The organism is Polaribacter sp. M10, assembly GCF_054968445.1.
In genome coordinates, this window is the sequence record NZ_JBSSBG010000001.1 from 165,958 (window position 1) to 186,726 (window position 20,769).

The following is a 20,769-nucleotide window of genomic DNA, read 5'->3' on the forward strand; positions in this document are numbered from 1 at the left end:
AATTCGCTAACTAAAAAGCGCTTTTAGCTCTGTAGCTTCATTAGGTTTTATTTTTCCTGCTAAAACCAAACTCAATTGTTTTCTTCTTAAAGCACCATCAAAACGTTCTTTTTCTAAATCTGTTTCTGGTATTAAGCCCGGTATTTGTACGGGTTTTCCTGTTTCATCAACGGCAACAAAAGTGTAAATACCTTCGTTAACTTTAGTTCTTTTTCCAGATTGTCTGTCTTCGATCCAAACATCAACATAAACTTCCATAGAAGAATTAAAAGCTCTAGAAACTTTTGCTTCTATAGTAACAACACTTCCTACAGGTACAGATTTGTTAAAAGCAACATGATTTACAGAGGCAGTAACTACAATTCTAGAAGAATGACGTCTGGCAGCAATACTACAAGCTCTATCCATTCTGGCTAAAAGTTCTCCTCCAAAAAGGTTATCTAAATAATTAGTATCGCCAGGTAAAACTAAATCTGTAAGTACTGTTAAAGATGCGTTAGATGTCTTTGCTTTCATTTGTTTAAATTTCTGCAAAGATATAAGGATACTATCCTAAATAAAAGTTATTTTCTTTCTAATAACCAAGCGTCTTTAGATACAGTTGCTTGAATTTTATACAGATTATTAATTGCATCGTTTCTATCAGCAAAGCTATTAAAAACAACTTCTGTTAAACCCCATTTGTTAACGCCAATTATACTAGCATTATAACCTTGTTTTTTAAGTTGATTTACTTTTTTCACAGCATTTTCTCTAATCTGAAAAGCACCTGCAACTACATGATAAGGTTTTGCTTGTTTTTTAACAACATTTAATTCGATTGTAGGCAAAGGATTAGAAATTACAAAAGTTGCAGTCTGTATTTTTTTCTCTAAAGATTTTTGCTGATTAGCCTGTAAAGTTTCTTGTTTGTTTTGTTGATAAAAATTGCTAGTAGTTAAACCTAAAGTTAATAAAATTGCAGCAGTAGCAGCATATTTAATAAATGCAGGTATTCCTTTTCTTTCTTTTTTATCTACAACAGGTATTAAAGGTTTTACAATTTCTTGATGTCTTTTTATTGATGCAGAGGTTACCGCTGTTAAACCAAAAGATTCAGGTAGATAATTAACGTTTTTATTTGGTTCAAAAATAATTTGACCCTTTTCATTTAAACTTAAAGCACCAATAGCACCAATTTCTAAAGATTTAGATTGCAGTTCATTTTGCCATCTAATTACAGATAAAGTAATTGCATTAGAAGCTTTTTCAAAAGAAATATTTTCTGAAGAAGCAATATAATTTGCCAATAAACCATCACTTACTTTTAAATGACTATTAAATGTAATCTGTTTAGAGGGTGCATAAAAAGTATGCGTGTTTTCATCTAAACTTGCGCCTATTTTATTGGTTACAAAACCTCCAAAATCGGGTACAATTACACAATCGTATCTGTAAAGTAAATCGTTTATATAGTTGGCTAAATTCATAAATACAAAAGTAGAATATTTATTTTAGAAATTAAATTTTTTCAAAAAAATATCAACAAAAAATTATATATTGTATGTTAAATTGCCATCTGTTGAAAGAAGAAGAATTATTAGCCATTTTACGTTTGCAAAAAAGCAAAGGAGTTGGAGATATTTTAGCCAAAAAACTAATTGTTAATGTTGGTGATGCTGAGCAAGTTTTTAAAGAAAAAACATCAATTTTAGAAAAAATAAATGGCATAGGCGCTCATGCTTTAAAACATTTATATGATAAAGAAAGTTTAATTCTAGCAGAAAAAGAACTTCAATATATTCTTAATAATAATTTTGATTACACTTATTTTTTAGATGATAACTATCCTAAAAACCTCCTAAATTGTATCGATAGTCCTATTTTATTATTTAAAGATGGTAACATCAATCTACAAAACGATAAAATAATTTCTATTGTTGGTACAAGAAATATGAGTTCTTATGGTCGTGATTTTATCGATAATTTAATCGAAGAATTGGCAGAATACAATCCGATTATTGTTAGTGGTTTTGCTTACGGAGTAGATATTTGTGCTCATAAAGCAGCTATAAAAAAGAATTTGCAAACCATTGCTGTTTTGGCTCATGGATTTGAGCAGATTTATCCAAAAGTTCATAAAAAATACATTAATCAAGTGAATGAAAATGGAGGTTTTTTTACTGAGTTTTGGAGCGAAGAACAACCTCTAAGAGAAAATTTTTTAAAAAGGAACAGAATTGTTGCAGGTATTTCTAAGGCAACCCTAATTATAGAAAGTGCTGCAAAAGGGGGCTCTCTAGTAACTGCAGATATTGCCAATTCTTACAATAGAGATGTTTTTGCAGTTCCTGGTAGAACTACAGATATTTATAGCAAAGGATGTAATAATTTAATAAAAAATAACAAAGCGCAGCTTTTAACATCAGCAACAGACATTGTAAAAATGTTAAATTGGGATATTAAAGTGCAACCTAAAGTAATTCAAAAACAGTTGTTTGTAGCATTAAACGAAAATGAACAAAAAATCTACGATTTATTATTCGAAAAAGGACAACAGCTTCTCGATGTTATTGCCATAGAATGTAATATTCCTATTTTTGAGTTATCATCTATTTTATTGCAAATGGAATTAAAAGGCGTTCTAAAACCTTTACCTGGCAAGATGTTTGAAATCGTCTAATTTAATCGCTATTTTTGTAAAATACAACAGAAAATATGGCTGATAATCAAAAATTAATATCAAAAAAAAAACCAACTTTCCCTATTAGCAAGTTGTTAGCGGCTTTTTTAAAAAAGCACAACAGAAGCAGTAAAATAAGTATTTTATATAACGATTTATTGCGCTTTCAGGGTTCAGTTTCTGTGTTCGATAAAAATGATGAAGATACACTTTGGGTTAGAACTTTTTATTCTGAGTGGGATAGAGAAGAAATAGATTTAAGTTTAAAGAAAATTTATACCATTTTGCATTCTGATGGTAATGATAAAACAATCCCTTTTTTAAATATTGATGCTATAGATTTCTGTACGTTTGGTAATTCTAAGCCATTTCGAATTAAAGTACGTAATATTTTAAATGATAATTTTACCTATTTCTATGTAAAACAAGCAGATGCTTCTCGTGTTTATGGTTTAGAGTTAGAGCACATTTTATCACCTTATACCATAAATTATTTGGTGTATAAAGATACTTTAATAGAAGAGCATATTTCTGGTATTCCTGGCGATGATTTTATCGAAAATATTTTACCAACCTGTTCTAGATCAGAAAAGGCACAAATTGCCAAAGAGTTTGTAAAATTTAAAGAACGATGTTTTATTCGTCTTTTAGGCGATATGCGTTCTTATAATTATGTAATTACACCCATTCATGATTTCGATAAAATTGTATATAAAATTAGAGCCATAGATTTTGATCAACAATCGTTTGAAGGTAACCTAAAAGTATACAATTTGCAGTTTTTAAAAGAAAACCAAAAAATGGTACAAATGGTGAGTAAAAGATTGGAAAACAGTTCTATAAATCAATATAAAATAGAAGAGCGTTCTTATATTGCAAAAAGAATGATCAGCTCACCAGATAGAATTCAGCACATTATTAGGTGTATGAAACAAGATAGCATTTCTTTTCCAAAACATATTGAGCGCTTAAAACAAGATTTAATAGATTATGTGGGTGATGTTGAGTTTAAAAAATGTAAAAATATGGGAGAAGTTTTAGAAACTATTTTAATTTTTGTAAAACGAAATTATTTAGACATTAGCAGCAAAGAATTGTTTTAAAAGCAATTTTAAACTCAAATTTACAGCGAAAAGAAAATGACAGAAAATACAATACTACATTCAACAATAAAAGGAGAAGGCAAACCATTGCTTGTTTTACACGGTTATTTTGGCATGTCTGATAACTGGAAAACTTTAGGAAATCAGTTTTCAGAAGATTACCAAGTACATTTAATAGACCAAAGAAATCATGGACGTAGTTTTCATTCAGATGCTTTTAATTATCAGCTTTTAGCAGAAGATTTATTCAACTATATAAAACATCATCAATTAGAAAATGTATATATTATTGGGCATTCTATGGGCGGAAAAACAGCCATGTTATTTGCTGTAAATTATCCAGATTTAGTTGATAAATTAATTATTGTTGATATTTCACCTAAAGCCTACGAACCACATCACAATGCAATTTTAGCAGGTTTAAATGCTGTGGATTTTTCAATTCAAAACTCCAGAAAACTAGTTGATGAACAATTGAGTAAATACATCCCAGAATTGGGTGTTCGTCAATTTTTGATGAAAAATGTATATTGGGTAGCAAAAGGGCAATTAGGTTTTCGATTCAATTTAGAATCCTTAACTAATAACAATCCAGAAGTTGGGCAGCCTTTGCCAAAAAACACTGTGTTTAACAAAGAAACTTTGTTTTTAAAAGGAGAAAAATCTGGATATATTTTATCCGAAGAACAAATGATAATCGACAATCATTTTCCAAAAAATCGGGTTGTAGAAATTGCTAATGCTGGGCATTGGTTGCATGCAGAAAATCCGAAAGATTTTTATACAGCCGTTTGTCGTTTTTTAGGATAAAAAAGAAATCATTTTTAAAGTTTGTTATTTTGGTAACTATTTCTAAAGTACAGCAGGTTTTAAACCTTTTCAATTACTTTAGAAACTTTATATTTGCAGGTTCAAACTTTACCTTATGAAAAAAAGATTTTTTCTTTTTATGTTGATTGTGAGTGCAATCAAAACTTTTTCTCAAGACCAAAAAGTATCTTTTAATTTAAATTCTGAAAGAAATTTATGGCAAAATTTTACTTATGATTTAGGAAATATTGCAGGAGGTATGGGCCATGCGTATTCAAGACCTTTCCATTGGCAAAAACAACAATTTGCTAATTTAGGTTATGTTGCTGCTGGTACTGCAGGTTTTTATTTTATTGATGATAATGTAGATCGTTGGGCTGTAAAAAATAGAGCAAACATACCAAATTGGTTAGTAAATTATGGTAATAATATTGGTGACCCAAACAACAATTACAGATTAACAGGTGCTGTTTATTTAGCGGGTTTATTTACTAAAAATCCTAAATTACGAAGAACAGGAGTTTTATTAATTTCTTCTGCTTCTGCTGCAGGTTTACTACAGCAAGTTTCTAAAAGAATTATTGGTAGAGCCAGACCTAGAATAGAAGTAGGTAAAGCTACATTCGATCCTTTTCATATAGATCGTGTTTACAATTACGATTCTTTTCCTTCTGGCCATGTTATGTTAGGTTTTACAAACGCTTACGTAATAGCGAAACAATTTAAAAGTCCGTGGATAAAAGCTGGTTTATACACCATAGGTTCTATACCAGGTTTTAGTAGAATTTTAGATCGTTTTCATTGGATTTCTGATGTTGCTTTTTCTACAGCCATTAGTATTTTTATTGTAGAAGCCATAGATCGTTTTTTAGACACAAAGTACGATGAAAAGTATAACGAAATTAAGAAGGATAAAAAAGTAGCTTGGAATTTACAATTTGCTCCAGGAACTTTAGGAGTAACCATGAATTTTTAGCAATTTTTACACTATTAAACACATTTTAACTCAACAAAATGAATATAGAAAACGCACAAAAACAGGTAGACGATTGGATTAAAAATCACGGAGTTCGTTATTTTAACGAGCTTACAAATATGGCACAATTAACAGAAGAAGTTGGTGAGGTGGCTAGAATTATTGCGCGTAGATATGGAGAACAAAGTGAAAAAGAATCTGATAAAAATAAAGATTTAGGCGAAGAATTAGCAGATGTGCTTTTTGTGGTTTTATGTTTGGCTAACCAAACAGGAATTGATTTACAAGACGCTTTTGAAAAGAAGTTAGATATTAAAACAAAAAGAGATCACGATCGTCATCATAACAATCAAAAATTAAAATAATGAGTTTTATTAAAAATTTTGTTGAAGGAGCAAAAATTATCTCAGCAAAAATGCAAACAAAGCTTTTTTGGGTAAATTTTGCTAAAGTAGCAGTTCCGTTTTTTTTAATTGTTACAATTATTTCTTTGTTGATGAATAGTTCAGCTGCAATTTTTTCTGGTGATTTTGATTCCGTAGTTCAAGATAATTTTGCAGATCATAAATGGAAAACGTTTTTCGGCTATAAACTCTTCTTTAGTTTTATTTATGCCTTTTACATGACAGCATTAAAAACAAAATAAAAAAAGCGACTTTTAAGTCGCTTTTTTTATGAGTACAATGAATGCAGCATTAATCCAATTGAATTAAATCGATGTCACTTTCTTTTACTTTTGAGTTCAATTCTTTTACACTTTTATCAAATAAAGCATACAGTTTAGCCAATTCTAAATCAATTTCTTTTGTAATTTCATTTTTAAATTCGGTTGCTTGATTTGTTGGAGCATAATTTCCAATTCTGGTTAACGAATTTAAATGACCTAGTTTATTATTCAAACGAATTGGGTAATTTAAAGGATCTTGCCCGCTTTTCGATTTTGTTTGATATAATGTTTCCTCAACAACAGTCATATCTTTTACTAATTTATCAGCAAAATCAAGTAAGTCTTTATGTTTCTTTTTGTCTTTGATAGATTTTTTTAACAAACCAACTTGACTACGAACTTTCTTCACATTTTTTAAAGCCTTATGAATTTCAGTCATTTTTTTGTTGATGTCATTGATAAAATCAAATTGAGCTTTCATATCACTTTCAGAAGCTTCAGACATTGGGTTTTTTACAATGGTAAAATCCTGAGATTTTTTTACATCATTTACAGCCAACTCAACTTTATAGTTTCCAGGCAAAGCCATTGGTCCAGATAAAGAAGCCCACCATAAAATCATACCTTTTACAGATTCTGCACCATCATACATCATGTTCCAATTAAAAATATTGTTGCCTTCTTCTATGTTCAATTTGCCTTCTTTTTTATCTTTATCAGGCTTTGTAGAGAATTTTTTAATCAAGTTATCATTGGCATCAAAAATAGAAATAGAAGCTACATCTTTTTCTTTTAGTTCTTTAATGTAATAGTAAATATTTACACCACCAGAATGATTTGTACCTGCAGTTCTAGAAGTTCTTCCTCTACCACCAGATAAATTATATGCATCTTTAGGTTTGTATAAAATTACATCTTCTTCTTTTGATGTATTTAATTGATGTAAAGGAGTTAAATCATCAATAATCCAAAGAGCACGACCTTGAGTTGCTGCGATTAAATTATCATCTTTTATGGCTAAATCTGTAATAGGCACAATTGGTAAATTTTGTTGAAAAGTTTGCCAGTTTTTACCATCATCAAAAGAAATATACATACCTCTTTCTGTACCTGCGTACAATAAACCTTTGCGTTTTGGGTCTGCTCTTAAAGCTCTTGTAAAATCTTCATTGGCAATTCCGTTTACAATTAACTCCCAAGATTTTCCGTAATTTTCTGTTTTGTAGATGTAAGGTTTGTAATCGCCAGACTTGTATTTTGTACCCACAATATAAGCACCTCCTTTTGTAAAAGGATCAATTTCTATGCAGTTAATCATCATCCATTCTGGCATTTTTTTTGGGGTGATGTTATCCCAAGATTCGCCATTATTTTTAGTGATGTGCACCAAGCCATCATCAGAACCTGTGTAAATTAAACCAGGTTCGTAAGGCGATTCTGCAACAGCGAAAATAGTTCCATAATATTCTACACCAGTATTGTCTTTGGTAATTGGTCCTCCAGAAGGCCCTAAAGTTTTAGGGTCGTTTCTTGTTAAATCTGGACTAATTAATTGCCAAGATTGCCCTTCATCTTCAGTAACATGCAAATGATTAGAAGCTGCATACAATCTTTTTTTATGAGTTGGCGAAAATAAAATTGGGAAATTCCACTGAAAACGATATTTAAAATCCTCTGCTCCATGCCCCATAGGATCATCTGGCCAAACATTAATTGCACGAGATTCGTTGGTTTTATGATTTACTCTTGTTAATAAACCACCATAACTTCCACCATAAACAATATCATCATTTAAAGGATCTACAGCAATATGTGCACTTTCTCCACCAGCAGTAGAAGACCAATCAGATTCAGTAATAAATCTACCTTCAGTTCTATGAGAAATTCTTACAGTAGAATTGTCTTGTTGTGCTGCTAAAATTCTGTACGGAAAATGATTATCTGTCGTAACTCTATAAAATTGCGCTGTAGGTTGATTGTTCATGCTGCTCCAATTTTCGCCAGCATCAAAAGAGATTTGTGCTCCACCATCATCACCAATAATCATTCTTTGGTTGTCTTCTGGAGCAATCCATAAATCATGATGATCTCCATGAGGAGCGTTGTAGGTTTTGTAAGTTTTTCCACCATCTGTAGATTTATGATAACGAACATTTAAAACATATAAAATATCTTCATCTTGTGTATCTGCATACAAACGTGTGTAATACCAAGCTCTTTGTCTTAATTTTCTTTCAGAATTGATCAATTTCCAAGTTTTACCAGCATCCGTAGATTTGTAAACTCCCCCTTTTTTATTTTCGATTAAAGCATACACAATATCAGAATTTACAGGTGAAACGGTAATACCTGCAATACCCCAAATTCCATCAGGTAAACCTTTATTGGTAGAAATGTTTGTCCAAGTTTCTCCTTCATCTGTACTTTTCCAAAGAGCAGAACCATCACCACCAGAAGACAAACTATAAGGAGTTCTTCTGATGTTCCAAGTAGTGGCATATAAAATTCTTGGATTATTTGGATCGATCACCAAATCTACAACTCCAGAATCTTCGTTAGAAAACAATACTTTTCGCCAAGTTTCGCCACCATCAGTAGTTTTGTAAACGCCACGTTCTTGAGTGGGTTTGTATAAATCTCCCATAACACCTGCAAAAACAATATCAGAATTTTTTGGGTGAATGCGCATTCTAGGAATGTGTCTTGAGTTTTTTAAACCCACGTGTTTCCAGGTTTTACCTGCATTTACCGATTTCCAAATTCCATCACCAGAAGAAACATTTCCACGAACGGTTTTTTCTCCCATTCCAACATACATCACATTATTGTCAGATTCAGAAACGGCTACAGCACCTACAGAACCACCAAAAAAACCGTCAGAAATATTTTGCCAGGTATTACCAGCATCTGTGGTTTTCCAGACTCCACCACCAGTTGCGCCCATATAAAAAAGGTTTGCTTTGCCAGCAACACCTGTTACAGCAGCACTTCTTCCTCCTCTAAAAGGGCCAATATTTCTCCATTTTATTGCGCTAAAATATTCATCAGAAACTTTGGTAGATTTTTTTTGTGCATTAACTTTGGCATTTGCAGAAAAGAAGATGCAAATTGCCAGAAAAAAGAGTTTTTTCATTGTGGTTAGTTATAAAATTAAGCATTAAAAGTAAGAATTAAAATCAATTTTTAGAATGGACATATTGTTAAATGTTTTAGAGGATAAAAAAATAGACCAAAAAATAACAATTTCTGGTTCTAAAAGTGAATCGAATAGATTATTGATTTTGCAAAAATTATTTCCAGAAATTTCTATAGAAAATTTATCAGATTCTGACGATTCTGTGCACATGCAACATGCTTTATCTACAGATGAAGAATTGGTAAATATAGGTCATGCAGGTACTGCAATGCGTTTTTTAACTTCTTATTTTGCCGTACAAAAAGGCAGAGAAACTGTATTAACAGGTTCTGAAAGAATGCAAAATAGACCTATAGAAATTTTAGTTGATGCTTTAAAAAGTTTAGGAGCAAATATTACTTACGAAGATAAAGTTGGGTATCCACCAATTAGAATAAAAGGAACTCAAATAATTAAAGACAAAGTTCAAATTAATGGTAATGTTAGTAGCCAGTACATTTCATCATTATTGTTAATTGCAGCAAAATTAGAAAACGGATTAGAAATTGAGTTAACAGGTAAAATTACCTCTATTCCTTATATTAAAATGACGTTGAGTTTGTTATCTCAAATTGGTATTGAAAGTGAGTTTGAAGAAAACATTATTAAAGTTTTACCTAAAAAAACAATCGAAAAACAAACAGTAGTTGTAGAATCAGATTGGTCATCAGCAAGTTATTTTTATTCTATTGTTGCTTTGGCAGAAATTGGTTCATCAATTCAATTATCAGCCTACAAAAAAGAAAGTTTACAAGGTGATTCTTGTTTGGCAGAAATCTATACCCATTTTGGAGTAACAACTACTTTTGGCGATAATTTTATCACCTTAAAAAAAGTTAGTGAAACTAAAAAAGATACTTTAGAAATTAATCTAAAAAATGCACCAGATATTGCGCAAACTATTGTGGTAACTTGTTTTGCAGAAAATATTGCGTGTAATTTAACAGGTTTACATACTTTAAAAATTAAAGAAACAGACAGATTAGTAGCTTTGCATGATGAATTATCTAAATTAGGTGCAAATATTGCTGTAACTGAAGAAACTTTGCATTTGGAAGTAACCAATACCATTCATAAAAGTATAGCCATAAAAACCTATAACGATCATAGAATGGCAATGGCTTTTGCACCATTAGCTTTGCGAGTTCCTATTCAAATAAATAATGCTGAAGTAGTTACAAAATCTTACCAAAAATTCTGGGAAGATATGAAACAATTAGGTATTAAAATTGATGAACTTTAAAGATAAATAGGCAAACACTTGACAACGCCTATTTTCATATCGTATATTTGCATCTTTTACAGCAAAATACACTTATGAAATTATCAAACTTCGATTTTGAACTGCCAGAAGAATTGTTAGCAATTTATCCTGCAGAACATAGAGACGAATCTCGTTTAATGGTCTTAAATAGAAAAGACCAAACTATAGAACACAAAACATTTAAAGACGTTATCAACTATTTTGACGAAGGTGATGTCTTAATGTTAAACAATACCAAAGTTTTTCCAGCAAGAATGTATGGTAATAAAGAAAAAACTGGGGCAAGAATTGAGGTTTTCTTATTAAGAGAACTAAATGCAGAAAATCGATTATGGGATGTTTTAGTAGATCCTGCAAGAAAAATTAGAATTGGTAATAAATTATTTTTTGGTGATGATGATAGTTTAGTAGCAGAAGTTATCGATAATACAACATCTAGAGGTAGAACTTTACGTTTTTTGTTTGATGGTAGTTACGAAGCTTTTAGAGAAAAATTATTAGAACTTGGCGAAACACCTTTACCAAGAACCATAAAAAGAGAAGTAGAACCTTCTGATGAAGAGCGTTACCAAACTATTTATGCAAAACACGAAGGTGCTGTAGCTGCACCAACTGCTGGTTTACATTTTTCGAAACACCTATTAAAGCGTTTAGAAATTAAAGGAGTAGATTTTGCAGAAATGACATTACATGTAGGTTTAGGTTCTTTTAGCCCTGTAGAGGTAGAAGATTTGTCTAAACACAAAATGGATTCTGAACAGATAATTATTCCTGCAGCATCTGCAGATAAAATAAACCAAGCAAAAGCAGAAAAAAGAAGAATTTGTGCAGTAGGTACTACTGTAATGAGAACTGTAGAATCTTCTGTGTCTTCTAATGCACAGTTAAATGCTTTTGAAGGTTGGACAAATAAATTTATTTTTCCTCCTTATGATTTTAGCATTGCAAACACCATGATTACAAATTTTCATACGCCAAAATCTACCTTAATGATGCAAGCAGCTGCATTTGCGGGTTACGATTTTTTAATGGAAGCTTACAAAGAAGCTGTTAAAGAAGGTTATAAATTCTCTACTTACGGAGATGCTATGTTAATTATTTAAGATAATAAAGAATTTTTAAATTTTATAAATTAAGCTGACAATTAGTAATTTAATTGTCAGTTTTTTTATTTGGGCGTTCCCTAAAAAGGTCGCGCTTTCCATTGCAATCTTTTATTCGTACCTCATAAAAGGATTTCCACTTCAATCGCTAACGCAGCCAATTTATAAACAATAGTAATTAGCTAAAATTATATGCGTATTTTTGCAATTCTATTTTTAAAATAAGAAAACTTGGATAAAAAGAAAGACATAAGAGCCTTAACCAAAGAACAGTTGCGCGATTTTTTTGTAAAAAATGGCGATAAAGCTTTTCGTGGAAACCAAGTTTATGAATGGCTTTGGAACAAGTCTTTGCATACTTTTGAAGATATGACAAACATTTCTAAAGCAACAAGAGAAATGTTAGAAGCCAATTTTGTTATCAATCATATTAAGGTAGATTCTATGCAGAAAAGTAATGATGGTACTATAAAAAATGGTATTAAATTACACGATGGTTTAGTAGTAGAATCAGTTTTAATTCCTACAGAAAAAAGAACCACAGCATGTGTTTCCAGTCAAGTTGGGTGTAGTTTAGATTGTAAATTCTGTGCAACAGCGCGTTTAAAAAGAATGCGAAATCTAAATCCTGATGAAATTTACGATCAAGTAGTTGTTATTGATAAACAAAGTAGATTGTATCACAATAAAAAATTGACAAATATTGTTTTTATGGGAATGGGAGAACCATTAATGAACTATAAAAACGTATTAAAATCTATAGAGATGATTACTTCTCCAGAAGGTTTAGGAATGTCATCAAAAAGAATAACAGTTTCTACTTCTGGTGTACCAAAAATGATTAAAAAAATGGCAGATGAAGAAGTGAAATTCAATTTGGCAGTTTCTTTACACTCAGCCATAGATGAAGTAAGAACCTCAATTATGCCTTTTAATACTAATTTTCCATTAAAAGATTTAAAGGAATCTTTAGAATATTGGTATGCAAAAACCAAAAGAGCCATTACTTACGAATATGTGGTTTGGGATGGAATTAACGATAGCAAAGAAGACATAAAAGCACTTGTTGAGTTCTGTAAATATGTGCCATGTAAAGTCAATTTAATCGAGTACAATCCTATAGACGATGGTCAATTTCAACAAGCAAGTAACTCAGCTATAAATAATTATATTTCTAATTTAGAAATGCACGATATTACTGTAAATGTAAGACGAAGTAGAGGTAAAGATATAGATGCAGCTTGTGGGCAATTGGCCAATAAAGCTTAACTTTTTATAGATAAATCATGAATTTTGTAATGATTTAATTAACAAAATTCAACTTTAATTTTTTTGTACTTTTACACCAAATACTGAAACCTGTTCAGCATAAAATGAAGCCAGTAGAACTTTTTAAACTTCCTATTAAATCTGAGATGGAACTCTTTGAAAAAAAATTCAAAGATGCAATGCTTTCTAAAGTTCCGCTTTTAAATAGAATAACCTATTACATTGTTCGTAGAAAAGGAAAACAAATGCGCCCAATGTTTGTTTTTTTGGTTGCAAAGATGGTTTCTGATGGTGGTTTTGATGAAAGAACTTACAGAGGTGCATCTGTTGTAGAATTAATTCATACAGCAACTTTAGTGCACGATGATGTTGTAGATGATTCTAACAGAAGACGTGGTTTCTTTTCTGTAAATGCGCTCTGGAAAAACAAAATTGCAGTTTTAGTTGGCGATTTTTTATTGTCTAAAGGATTACTTTTATCCATAGATAATGAAGATTTCGATTTGCTAAAACTAATTTCTATTGCCGTTCGTGAAATGAGCGAAGGTGAGTTGTTGCAAATAGAAAAAGCCCGAAAATTAGACATTACAGAAGATATTTATTTTGATATTATCAGACAAAAAACAGCCACTTTAATTGCTGCTTGCTGTGGAATTGGAGCTGCCTCTGTAGGTGCAAAAAATGATGTTGTGCAGCAAATGCGAAAATTTGGAGAATACATAGGTATTGCTTTTCAAATAAAAGATGATTTGTTCGATTATTCTGATGCCAAAATAGGAAAACCAACAGGTATAGATATTAAAGAACAGAAAATGACTCTGCCTTTAATTTACACTCTAAATAACTGCTCTAAAAAGGAAAAAGCTTGGTTAATTAACTCTATTAAAAAACACAACAAAGACAAAAAAAGAGTAAAAGAAGTAATTGCGTTTGTAAAAGAAAATGGCGGAATTGAGTATACAGTTTCTAAAATGAATGATTATAGACAAAGAGCATTAAACATTTTAGAAACCTACCCAGCATCACCTTATAAAAAATCTTTACTACAAATGATTGATTATGTGGTTGAAAGAAAAATTTAATCTAAATTAATCACATAATTTTTAGGATGCTTTACAGCATATTTTAATTTAAAATTAGTTACTTTTTTTGATGGTAAATTTATGGTCCATTTAAGTTCACCAGTTTCTGCATTTAAAATTCCTTTTGTAATATCTGTATCTAATTCAATTTTTATTGTTTCAGACATTGATATCGGAATTTGGTCTAAAACTATAATATTAATCGCTTCATTTTTATTGTTTTTTAATGCGTAGTTCCACACTCTAGATTCTTCTTTTTTGTTTCCAATAAATTGTCTAGTTGTAAAATCTTTTTCTTTAGTTCTAGAAATGGTTACATTTTTATCAATACCTAAAGAAATTTCTAATTCTTTTTTGGCAATCCTTGTATCAATTAAAGTAGTGCCAACAAAAGTGTCTTCAAAATAAATATTAGCTTCAGCTTCTAATAAATTAAACTTTTCCCAATCTGTGATTTTAGCAACTAAAAATGCACTTTGTTCAGCTTTAGGAAAAGAATAATATTGATAGTTACTGGTTATATCAAAAATTCTCATTGGTATACTAAAATTTTTATTACTAGTTTTTATAGAGTAAGGTTTAAGCACTTCAAAATTAACAGTGGTTTGGTTTACAACTTGTTTTGTGTTAATAATACTTACTTTTTCTTTGTTTATAGAGGATACTCCTCTAATAGAAATACCAGCAGTTCTGCCAGTTAATGCAGTTCCAATATTTCGTTTGTTTTTGCTGCTTCCTTTTCTTTGTGTTCCATAACCCACAACAACAATTTCGTCTAATTGATTGCTGTCTTCTTCAAGGTTAACATTTACATAATTACTTGTAATAGATATTTCTTTTGATTTAAAACCTAAATAGCTAATTAATAATCTGTTATTTGTATCTGGTATTTCAATTGAAAATTTTCCATCAAAATCGGTAGTTGTTCCAATGGTTGTGCCTTTAATGTTAATACTAGCACCAGGTAAAGGCTCTCCAGAACCACTAACTATCCCTGTAATTTTATTAATATTGTTTTTATAATCTGGCGGATTTGTTCCATAATCTATAAAATAAGGAATTACTTCTTTTACTTTGTTTGATTTTGATGGGTTACCAGAAGAAAAACTCAGTTTTACATTGGTCCAATCTACTTTTGAATTTTGATATAAATTTGCTTTATAAACTAATTCTAAAGGAGAGTTTATATTTTTTACTCGAACATCATAAGAAGGATACCAGCCTACATGATCAACATTATAACTTAAAATAAATTTTGTGTTTTTAGTGTGTTCAGATTTTAAACGGATTGTAATTTCACCTGAACCAAAATTTTTGTCTAAAGCAAAGTCGCTTACCTGTTTTTCTATCTTAGAAGCTTCTAAATTTAAATTTTTTAATTCATTTTTTAGTTTAAACTCGGTTGTTTTTAATGCCTTAATTTTGGTTCCATAAAAGTTTGCAGCTTCTTTAAAAGTAGTTGCAGTTAAGGTTTGGTTACCACCAATTGATTTGTTAGACTTCAAAAATAAAATTTCTTCTTTTACAATTTCTAGTTCAATATTTTTTGAGCTGATATTATTTTCAATTAATGATAATTGAATTTCTAATTTCTGTAATTCAGGATTCTTTTTTATTTGTTTTAAGTAATCTTTTTGAAAATTAATAGCCTGAATTTCTATGTCTTTGGCCTTAACCTGAATACTTTTAGAATCGATAAAAGGTGATAAGTTTGTAAATTTTAAAGTGTTTTCTCCTTTAATTAAAGAAACTGTTTTTTCTCTATGTATTTGCGCACTTTTTAAGAAAACTGTAGCTGAATTTACTTCAGATTTTATAAATATTTCTTTGGTTTTTTGAGCTCTAATAAAGGTTGATAACTGAATACAAATAAATAAAAAAAGAAATTTTTTCATAACATATAGTTTTAATGGTTAGTAGTTTCATCAAAAATATAAGTTTCATATACTAGTAAAAATCAGTATTGAGTAAGTAAGGTGTTTTATTTGGTGAAAGAGAAGTTTGAGTTAGTTAAAGTTTTAATAACTCCTCAATAAAATCTCTTTGATTAGATAACCTTGGCACTTTATGTTGGCCACCAAGTTTGTCTTTTTTCTTAAGCCATTCGTAAAATAAACCATTTTTGGCAACATGAATTTTAGGCATAGCTAAAGTCATAGAATTATAACGTTTTGCTTCATAATCAGAATTGATAGACTTTAAAGAATTGTCTAACATTTCAGTAAAATAATTCATGTTTTCTGGTTGTTTGTTAAACTCTATAATCCATTCATGGCCACCGCTTTTTTTATCCTTCATAAAAATAGGCCCTACAGTATAATCTGTAATAGTAGCATCTGTTTTTTCGCATGCCAATTTTAAAGCATCTTCTACATTTTCTATATTTAGCTCTTCACCAAAAACATTAATATAATGTCTAGTTCTTCCTGTAATTTTTATTCTGTAAGGATCTAAACTTGTAAAACGAATGGTATCACCAATTAAATAACGCCATAAACCACTATTTGTAGTTATAATTAATGCATAATCAATTTCTTTTTTTACTTCAGAAAGTGGAATAGTTTCTGAACTTTCACCTTTATAATTAGACATAGGAATAAATTCATAGAAAATTCCGTAGTCTAACATCAACAACAATTCTTTAGAATTATTTCTGTCTTGAATGGCAAAAAAACCTTCAGAAGCATTGTAGGTTTCGTAATATTTAAAGTCAGCCTTTGGGATTAGTTTTTTATACTGTTCTCTGTAAGGATTAAAGTTTACGCCTCCATGAAAATACACTTCTAAATTTGGCCAAACTTCTAAAATATTATCTTTTCCTGTGCGTTCTAAAACGTTGTTTAAAAGTACTAACATCCAACTTGGTACGCCTACTAAACTGGTTATATCTTCGTGAATGGTTTCTTCAATAATTGCTTCCATTTTGGTTTCCCATTCAGCCATTAAGGCTACTTCTTGGCTTGGTGCAGAACTGTAATCTGCCCAAAAAGGAAGGTTTTCTGTAATAATTGCAGACAAATCTCCAAAGTAAGAATTATTGTCTTTGTAAATTTCGGAACTACCACCTAATTTTAGACCTTTACCCTTAAAGAGTTGTGTTTCTTCGTTATTATTAATGTACAAACACAGCATATCTTTACCAGCTTTCATATGGCAATACTCTAGAGCTTCATCACTCACAGGAATAAATTTACTTTTTGCATTTGTAGTTCCACTAGATTTTGCAAACCATTTTATATGCGTTGGCCAAAATAAATTCTGTTCACCTTGTCTGCATCTTTCTATTAATGGTTCTATGGTTTCATATTTTTGAATCGGTACCAATTTTACAAAATCTTTGTAAGTTTTGATTGATGAAAATTGATGCGTTTTACCAAATTCGGTTCTCTTGGCTGTAGAAATCAGTTTTAATAAAAGCTCATTTTGCACATCATTTGGATATTTTAAAAACAATTCTATTTGATGAATTCGTTTTTTTAAAAACCAAGAAATTATAGAATTTACAATGGTGTAAGCCATAAATTAAGTTCGAATTTTTATGTAATTTTGTGAGAAGTTAAAAATACTAAAATTTGTTATGCAATATCAAGGAGTCTTAAAAAAAATGAAAACTGAAAATTCTACTGAAATTCAGTATTATTTAGATATGAAATCTGATTTTTTAAACGTGAATCAGTTGTTAAACAAAGTAATAACACTTTCGTTTGTTACTTACGAATGTTTAAACTGCCATTTAGAAAAAAAGATTTACAGACAAGGTTTTTGCAAATCTTGTTTTTTTGATGCTCCAAATGCTGGTGATTGGATTATGAGACCAGAATTAAGTAAAGCACATTTAGATATTGAAGATCGTGATTTAGTGTACGAAAAATCTGTGCAATTGCAACCACATATTGTGTATTTGGCAAATTCTAGTAATGTAAAAGTTGGTGTAACAAGAAAACAACAAGTGCCCACAAGATGGATAGATCAAGGTGCACATGAAGCCATAGAAATTGTAGAAGTGCCCAACAGATATTTAGCTGGTATAACAGAAGTTGCTTTAAAAGAACATGTGGCTGATAAAACCAATTGGCGTAAAATGCTAAAGAATGATATTGAAGACGAAAATTTAGTAGAATGGAGAGATCAATTAAAACAATATATTCCTGATGAAGCTAAAGAATATTTTATTGAAAATAATTCTGAAACGAATATTAACTTTCCTGTTGTAAAATATCCTGTAAAACCTAAGAGTTTAAACTTAATTAAAACACAAAAATATACTGGTAAATTAGTGGGTATAAAAGGACAATATTTAATTTTTGAAGACGAAACTGTTTTTAATATAAGAGCTAACGAAGGTTTAGTAGTTTCTTTAGAAGTTTAGTCTTTTTCTATGATGATTTTCGAACAAAAAGAAATACAATTACAAGCTTACAAAAGAGGTTTTCATTCTATAACTGCCAAGGTAATTCAAGCATTTCCAGAAATTAAAACCATAGAAAAAGGGTTTTTAAAAGTATTTATAAAACATACCTCAGCAAGTTTAACCATTAACGAAGATGCAGACCCAAGTGTAAGAGTAGATTTTGAAAGTCATTTTAACAAAATGGTTCCAGAAAATGCGCCTTATTACATTCATACTTATGAAGGCTCTGATGATATGCCTGCACATTTAAAAGCATCTTTATTGGGTTGTTCTGTAGAAATTCCGATAACTAATGGCAAATTAAATTTGGGCACTTGGCAAGGAATTTATTTATGCGAACATAGAAATTATGGAGGTGCAAGAAAGTTAGTACTTACAGCTTTCGGAGTTTAATTATTTCTTAGTTTTCTCGGTAATTAATTTTTCTAAAACACGTTCAACACCATAATTATCGTTACTTTTTGTAACATAATTTGCAAGTTGTTTAATGTCTTTGTGTGCATTTTCCATGGCAAAACTAAATTCTGCCTCTTGCATCATTTCTATATCATTATGATAATCACCAAAAACCATTGTTTCTGCTTTGGTAACATTTAAAAGTTGTTGTACATGTCTTAAAGCATTTCCTTTATTTGCTTTTGCATCAGAAATATCTAACCAATTTTTACCAGATACTTTTAGTAAAACTTCGCTTTTTAAGTGTTGTATTACTGGATAAATAGATTCTTCTGAAGAATCGAAATGATAAACCGCAACTTTAAAAACAGGTATTGTTTTTGCAATTTCCATTACATCATCTACTTGCTCAAAACTATGGTAATATTCTTGAAAAAGATTGATAAAACGTTCGTCTGTACTTTCAATAAAAGCTCTTCCATCGCAACATAAAACCATATTAGCACCCTTAATTTGCCTTAAAATAGGTATTAAATTGATTACTTTTTCTGGCTCTAAAAAATTAGAAAGCAACACCTTGTCTCCTTTTTTGGCAACTCCGCCATTTTCTGCAATTACATGAATATCATTTTTTATAACATCTAATTTAGAAACAATACTATTGTGTTGTCTGCCACTTGCTGCGCAAAAATGAATGTTGTTTTTTTGTAGCTTTTTAAAAAGATCAAAAAAAAGAGGACTCACATTACCTTGCGAGTTTAATAAGGTTCCATCCATATCAGAAACCACTAGTTTTACTTTCGAGAAATTGTCCATTTTTTTATCTAGTAGAATCTCTAATTACCACGTCTGTAGTAATTACTTCTGTAACCACCTCTTTGGTTTTATTTTTTAATTTATCAATTAAAATTTGAGTTGCTTTTGCGCCCATTTGTTCTCCATGCTGACTAATAGTAGTCATTTTTGGGCTAGAATGTCTAGATAAAATTCCGTTAGAAAAAGCAATTACAGCAACGTCTTTTGGTATTTTTTTACCACTTTTTTTAAGCGCTTTCATTGTAGAAACTGCTACAGATTCTCCAGTGGTCATCACAGCATCAATTTCTGTAGATTTTACAAATGGTTTTACTTCTTTACCATATTTCTTATAATCTCTTTCTTTGATGTTTAAAACCAAATTTTCATCAAAAGGAAGCCCCATTTTTTCGAGTCCTTGTTTGTATCCTAAAAAACGTTGCTGACCAATATAATAATCGCTCATTGTAGAAATAAAGGCGATTTTTTTGTGTCCTTTTTTGTACAAAAATTCTACTGTAGTTTTGGCGGAGTTTAAATCGTCTGTTATAACTTTATCACATGAAATCGATTTCGCAACTCTATCAAACATAACAATTGGAGTTCCGTTTTCTATAGATTCTTTAAAATGATCTACTTTTTGGTTTAATTCTGTTTCTTTTGACATCGATAATAGAAAACCGTCAATACTTCCATTAGAAAGCATTTCTATAATTTCTACTTCCTTATCAAAAGATTGATTAGAAATACATGTAATTACTTTATAGCCATTTTCTAATGCAGTTTTTTCGATACCTTTAAATACTTGGGCAAAGAAATAATTAAGCATTGTAGGTATAATTACTCCAATAGTTTTGGTGCTTCTATTTTTTAAGCTTAAAGCATTAAAATTAGGCTTGTAATTATGCTCTTTGGCATATTTTTGAATTTTTGCTTTTGTGCCTTCGCTAATCTCATAGCTGTCATTCAATGCTTTAGATACAGTAGAAATAGAAACATTGAATTCTTTGGCAATATCTTTTATGGTTAGTTTTTTCATAAAATAAACTTAGCCAC

Annotated in this window: 19 protein-coding genes; 12 read left to right on the plus strand and 7 right to left on the minus strand. The window is 30.3% G+C overall.

The window, feature by feature from the left end; genetic code table 11:
* Positions 1-6: 6 nt before the first annotated feature.
* Both ACWYN7_RS00700 and ACWYN7_RS00705 read right to left on the minus strand, forming a co-directional pair.
* Complete coding sequence (locus ACWYN7_RS00700; RefSeq protein WP_462857925.1) at positions 7-516, minus strand: acyl-CoA thioesterase; 510 nt, start codon at positions 514-516, stop codon at positions 7-9.
* A gap of 47 nt (positions 517-563) precedes the next feature.
* The gene (locus ACWYN7_RS00705) at positions 564-1,469 is read right to left on the minus strand and encodes an HU domain-containing protein (protein ID WP_462857926.1); all 906 of its coding nucleotides are present in this window, start codon (positions 1,467-1,469) and stop codon (positions 564-566) included.
* 92 nt (positions 1,470-1,561) lie between these two features.
* Here ACWYN7_RS00705 and dprA point away from each other — a divergent pair, with 92 nt between their 5' ends.
* From dprA to ACWYN7_RS00735, 6 genes are all read left to right on the plus strand, one after another.
* Positions 1,562-2,662: a DNA-processing protein DprA gene (gene dprA, locus ACWYN7_RS00710; protein WP_462857927.1), complete on the plus strand. Its 1,101-nt coding sequence runs from the start codon at positions 1,562-1,564 to the stop codon at positions 2,660-2,662.
* Positions 2,663-2,697: 35 nt separating this feature from the next.
* Positions 2,698-3,765, plus strand: coding sequence for a hypothetical protein (locus ACWYN7_RS00715; RefSeq protein WP_462857928.1), 1,068 nt, complete (start codon positions 2,698-2,700; stop codon positions 3,763-3,765).
* 36 nt (positions 3,766-3,801) lie between these two features.
* Positions 3,802-4,575: an alpha/beta fold hydrolase gene (locus ACWYN7_RS00720; protein ID WP_462857929.1), complete on the plus strand. Its 774-nt coding sequence runs from the start codon at positions 3,802-3,804 to the stop codon at positions 4,573-4,575.
* 115 nt (positions 4,576-4,690) lie between these two features.
* Positions 4,691-5,551 carry a phosphatase PAP2 family protein gene (locus tag ACWYN7_RS00725; RefSeq protein ID WP_462857930.1) on the plus strand — a complete coding sequence of 287 codons (861 nt, stop codon included), beginning with the start codon at positions 4,691-4,693 and terminating at the stop codon, positions 5,549-5,551.
* A 38-nt stretch (positions 5,552-5,589) separates the two neighbouring features.
* The gene (locus tag ACWYN7_RS00730; RefSeq protein ID WP_088353997.1) at positions 5,590-5,916 is read left to right on the plus strand and encodes a nucleotide pyrophosphohydrolase; all 327 of its coding nucleotides are present in this window, start codon (positions 5,590-5,592) and stop codon (positions 5,914-5,916) included.
* Positions 5,916-6,197 (plus strand): hypothetical protein, encoded by a 282-nt coding sequence (locus tag ACWYN7_RS00735; RefSeq protein WP_462857931.1) that lies wholly within the window; start codon positions 5,916-5,918, stop codon positions 6,195-6,197. Before ACWYN7_RS00730 ends, ACWYN7_RS00735 begins: the two co-directional genes overlap by 1 nt.
* Before the next feature lie 49 nt (positions 6,198-6,246).
* Here ACWYN7_RS00735 and ACWYN7_RS00740 read toward each other — a convergent pair whose 3' ends face one another.
* Entirely contained in the window at positions 6,247-9,351 is a 3,105-nt protein-coding gene (locus ACWYN7_RS00740; protein WP_462857932.1) for a WD40/YVTN/BNR-like repeat-containing protein, read from the minus strand.
* 55 nt (positions 9,352-9,406) lie between these two features.
* On the opposite strand from ACWYN7_RS00740, the gene ACWYN7_RS00745 reads away from it, so the two are divergent.
* The 4 genes from ACWYN7_RS00745 to ACWYN7_RS00760 all read left to right on the plus strand — a co-directional run bounded on the left by ACWYN7_RS00745 (position 9,407) and on the right by ACWYN7_RS00760 (position 14,111).
* Positions 9,407-10,636 (plus strand): 3-phosphoshikimate 1-carboxyvinyltransferase, encoded by a 1,230-nt coding sequence (locus ACWYN7_RS00745; protein WP_462857933.1) that lies wholly within the window; start codon positions 9,407-9,409, stop codon positions 10,634-10,636.
* 74 nt (positions 10,637-10,710) lie between these two features.
* Complete coding sequence (queA, locus tag ACWYN7_RS00750) at positions 10,711-11,760, plus strand: tRNA preQ1(34) S-adenosylmethionine ribosyltransferase-isomerase QueA (RefSeq protein ID WP_462857934.1); 1,050 nt, start codon at positions 10,711-10,713, stop codon at positions 11,758-11,760.
* A 231-nt stretch (positions 11,761-11,991) separates the two neighbouring features.
* On the plus strand, positions 11,992-13,029 hold the full coding sequence (gene rlmN / locus ACWYN7_RS00755; RefSeq protein WP_462857935.1) for a dual-specificity RNA methyltransferase RlmN: 1,038 nt from the start codon (positions 11,992-11,994) through the stop codon (positions 13,027-13,029).
* Between the two features lie 104 nt (positions 13,030-13,133).
* Positions 13,134-14,111, plus strand: a complete 978-nt coding sequence (locus tag ACWYN7_RS00760; protein WP_462857936.1) for a polyprenyl synthetase family protein — start codon at positions 13,134-13,136, stop codon at positions 14,109-14,111.
* Here the strand turns inward: ACWYN7_RS00760 and ACWYN7_RS00765 are convergent.
* Positions 14,108-16,006, minus strand: coding sequence for a DUF4139 domain-containing protein (locus ACWYN7_RS00765; RefSeq protein ID WP_462857937.1), 1,899 nt, complete (start codon positions 16,004-16,006; stop codon positions 14,108-14,110). The two genes, ACWYN7_RS00760 and ACWYN7_RS00765, sit on opposite strands and share 4 nt — an antisense overlap.
* Positions 16,007-16,121: 115 nt before the next feature.
* On the minus strand, positions 16,122-17,630 hold the full coding sequence (locus tag ACWYN7_RS00770; protein ID WP_462857938.1) for a GH3 auxin-responsive promoter family protein: 1,509 nt from the start codon (positions 17,628-17,630) through the stop codon (positions 16,122-16,124).
* Positions 17,631-17,688: 58 nt separating this feature from the next.
* Here ACWYN7_RS00770 and ACWYN7_RS00775 point away from each other — a divergent pair, with 58 nt between their 5' ends.
* Positions 17,689-18,480, plus strand: coding sequence for a DUF2797 domain-containing protein (locus ACWYN7_RS00775; RefSeq protein ID WP_462857939.1), 792 nt, complete (start codon positions 17,689-17,691; stop codon positions 18,478-18,480).
* 12 nt (positions 18,481-18,492) lie between these two features.
* Positions 18,493-18,915, plus strand: a complete 423-nt coding sequence (locus ACWYN7_RS00780; protein WP_462858296.1) for a secondary thiamine-phosphate synthase enzyme YjbQ — start codon at positions 18,493-18,495, stop codon at positions 18,913-18,915.
* Here the strand turns inward: ACWYN7_RS00780 and ACWYN7_RS00785 are convergent, their stop codons facing one another.
* Complete coding sequence (locus ACWYN7_RS00785) at positions 18,916-19,734, minus strand: HAD family hydrolase (RefSeq protein ID WP_462857940.1); 819 nt, start codon at positions 19,732-19,734, stop codon at positions 18,916-18,918. It lies immediately after the preceding gene.
* 4 nt (positions 19,735-19,738) lie between these two features.
* Positions 19,739-20,752, minus strand: coding sequence for a LacI family DNA-binding transcriptional regulator (locus tag ACWYN7_RS00790; RefSeq protein WP_462857941.1), 1,014 nt, complete (start codon positions 20,750-20,752; stop codon positions 19,739-19,741).
* Positions 20,753-20,769: the final 17 nt, after the last annotated feature.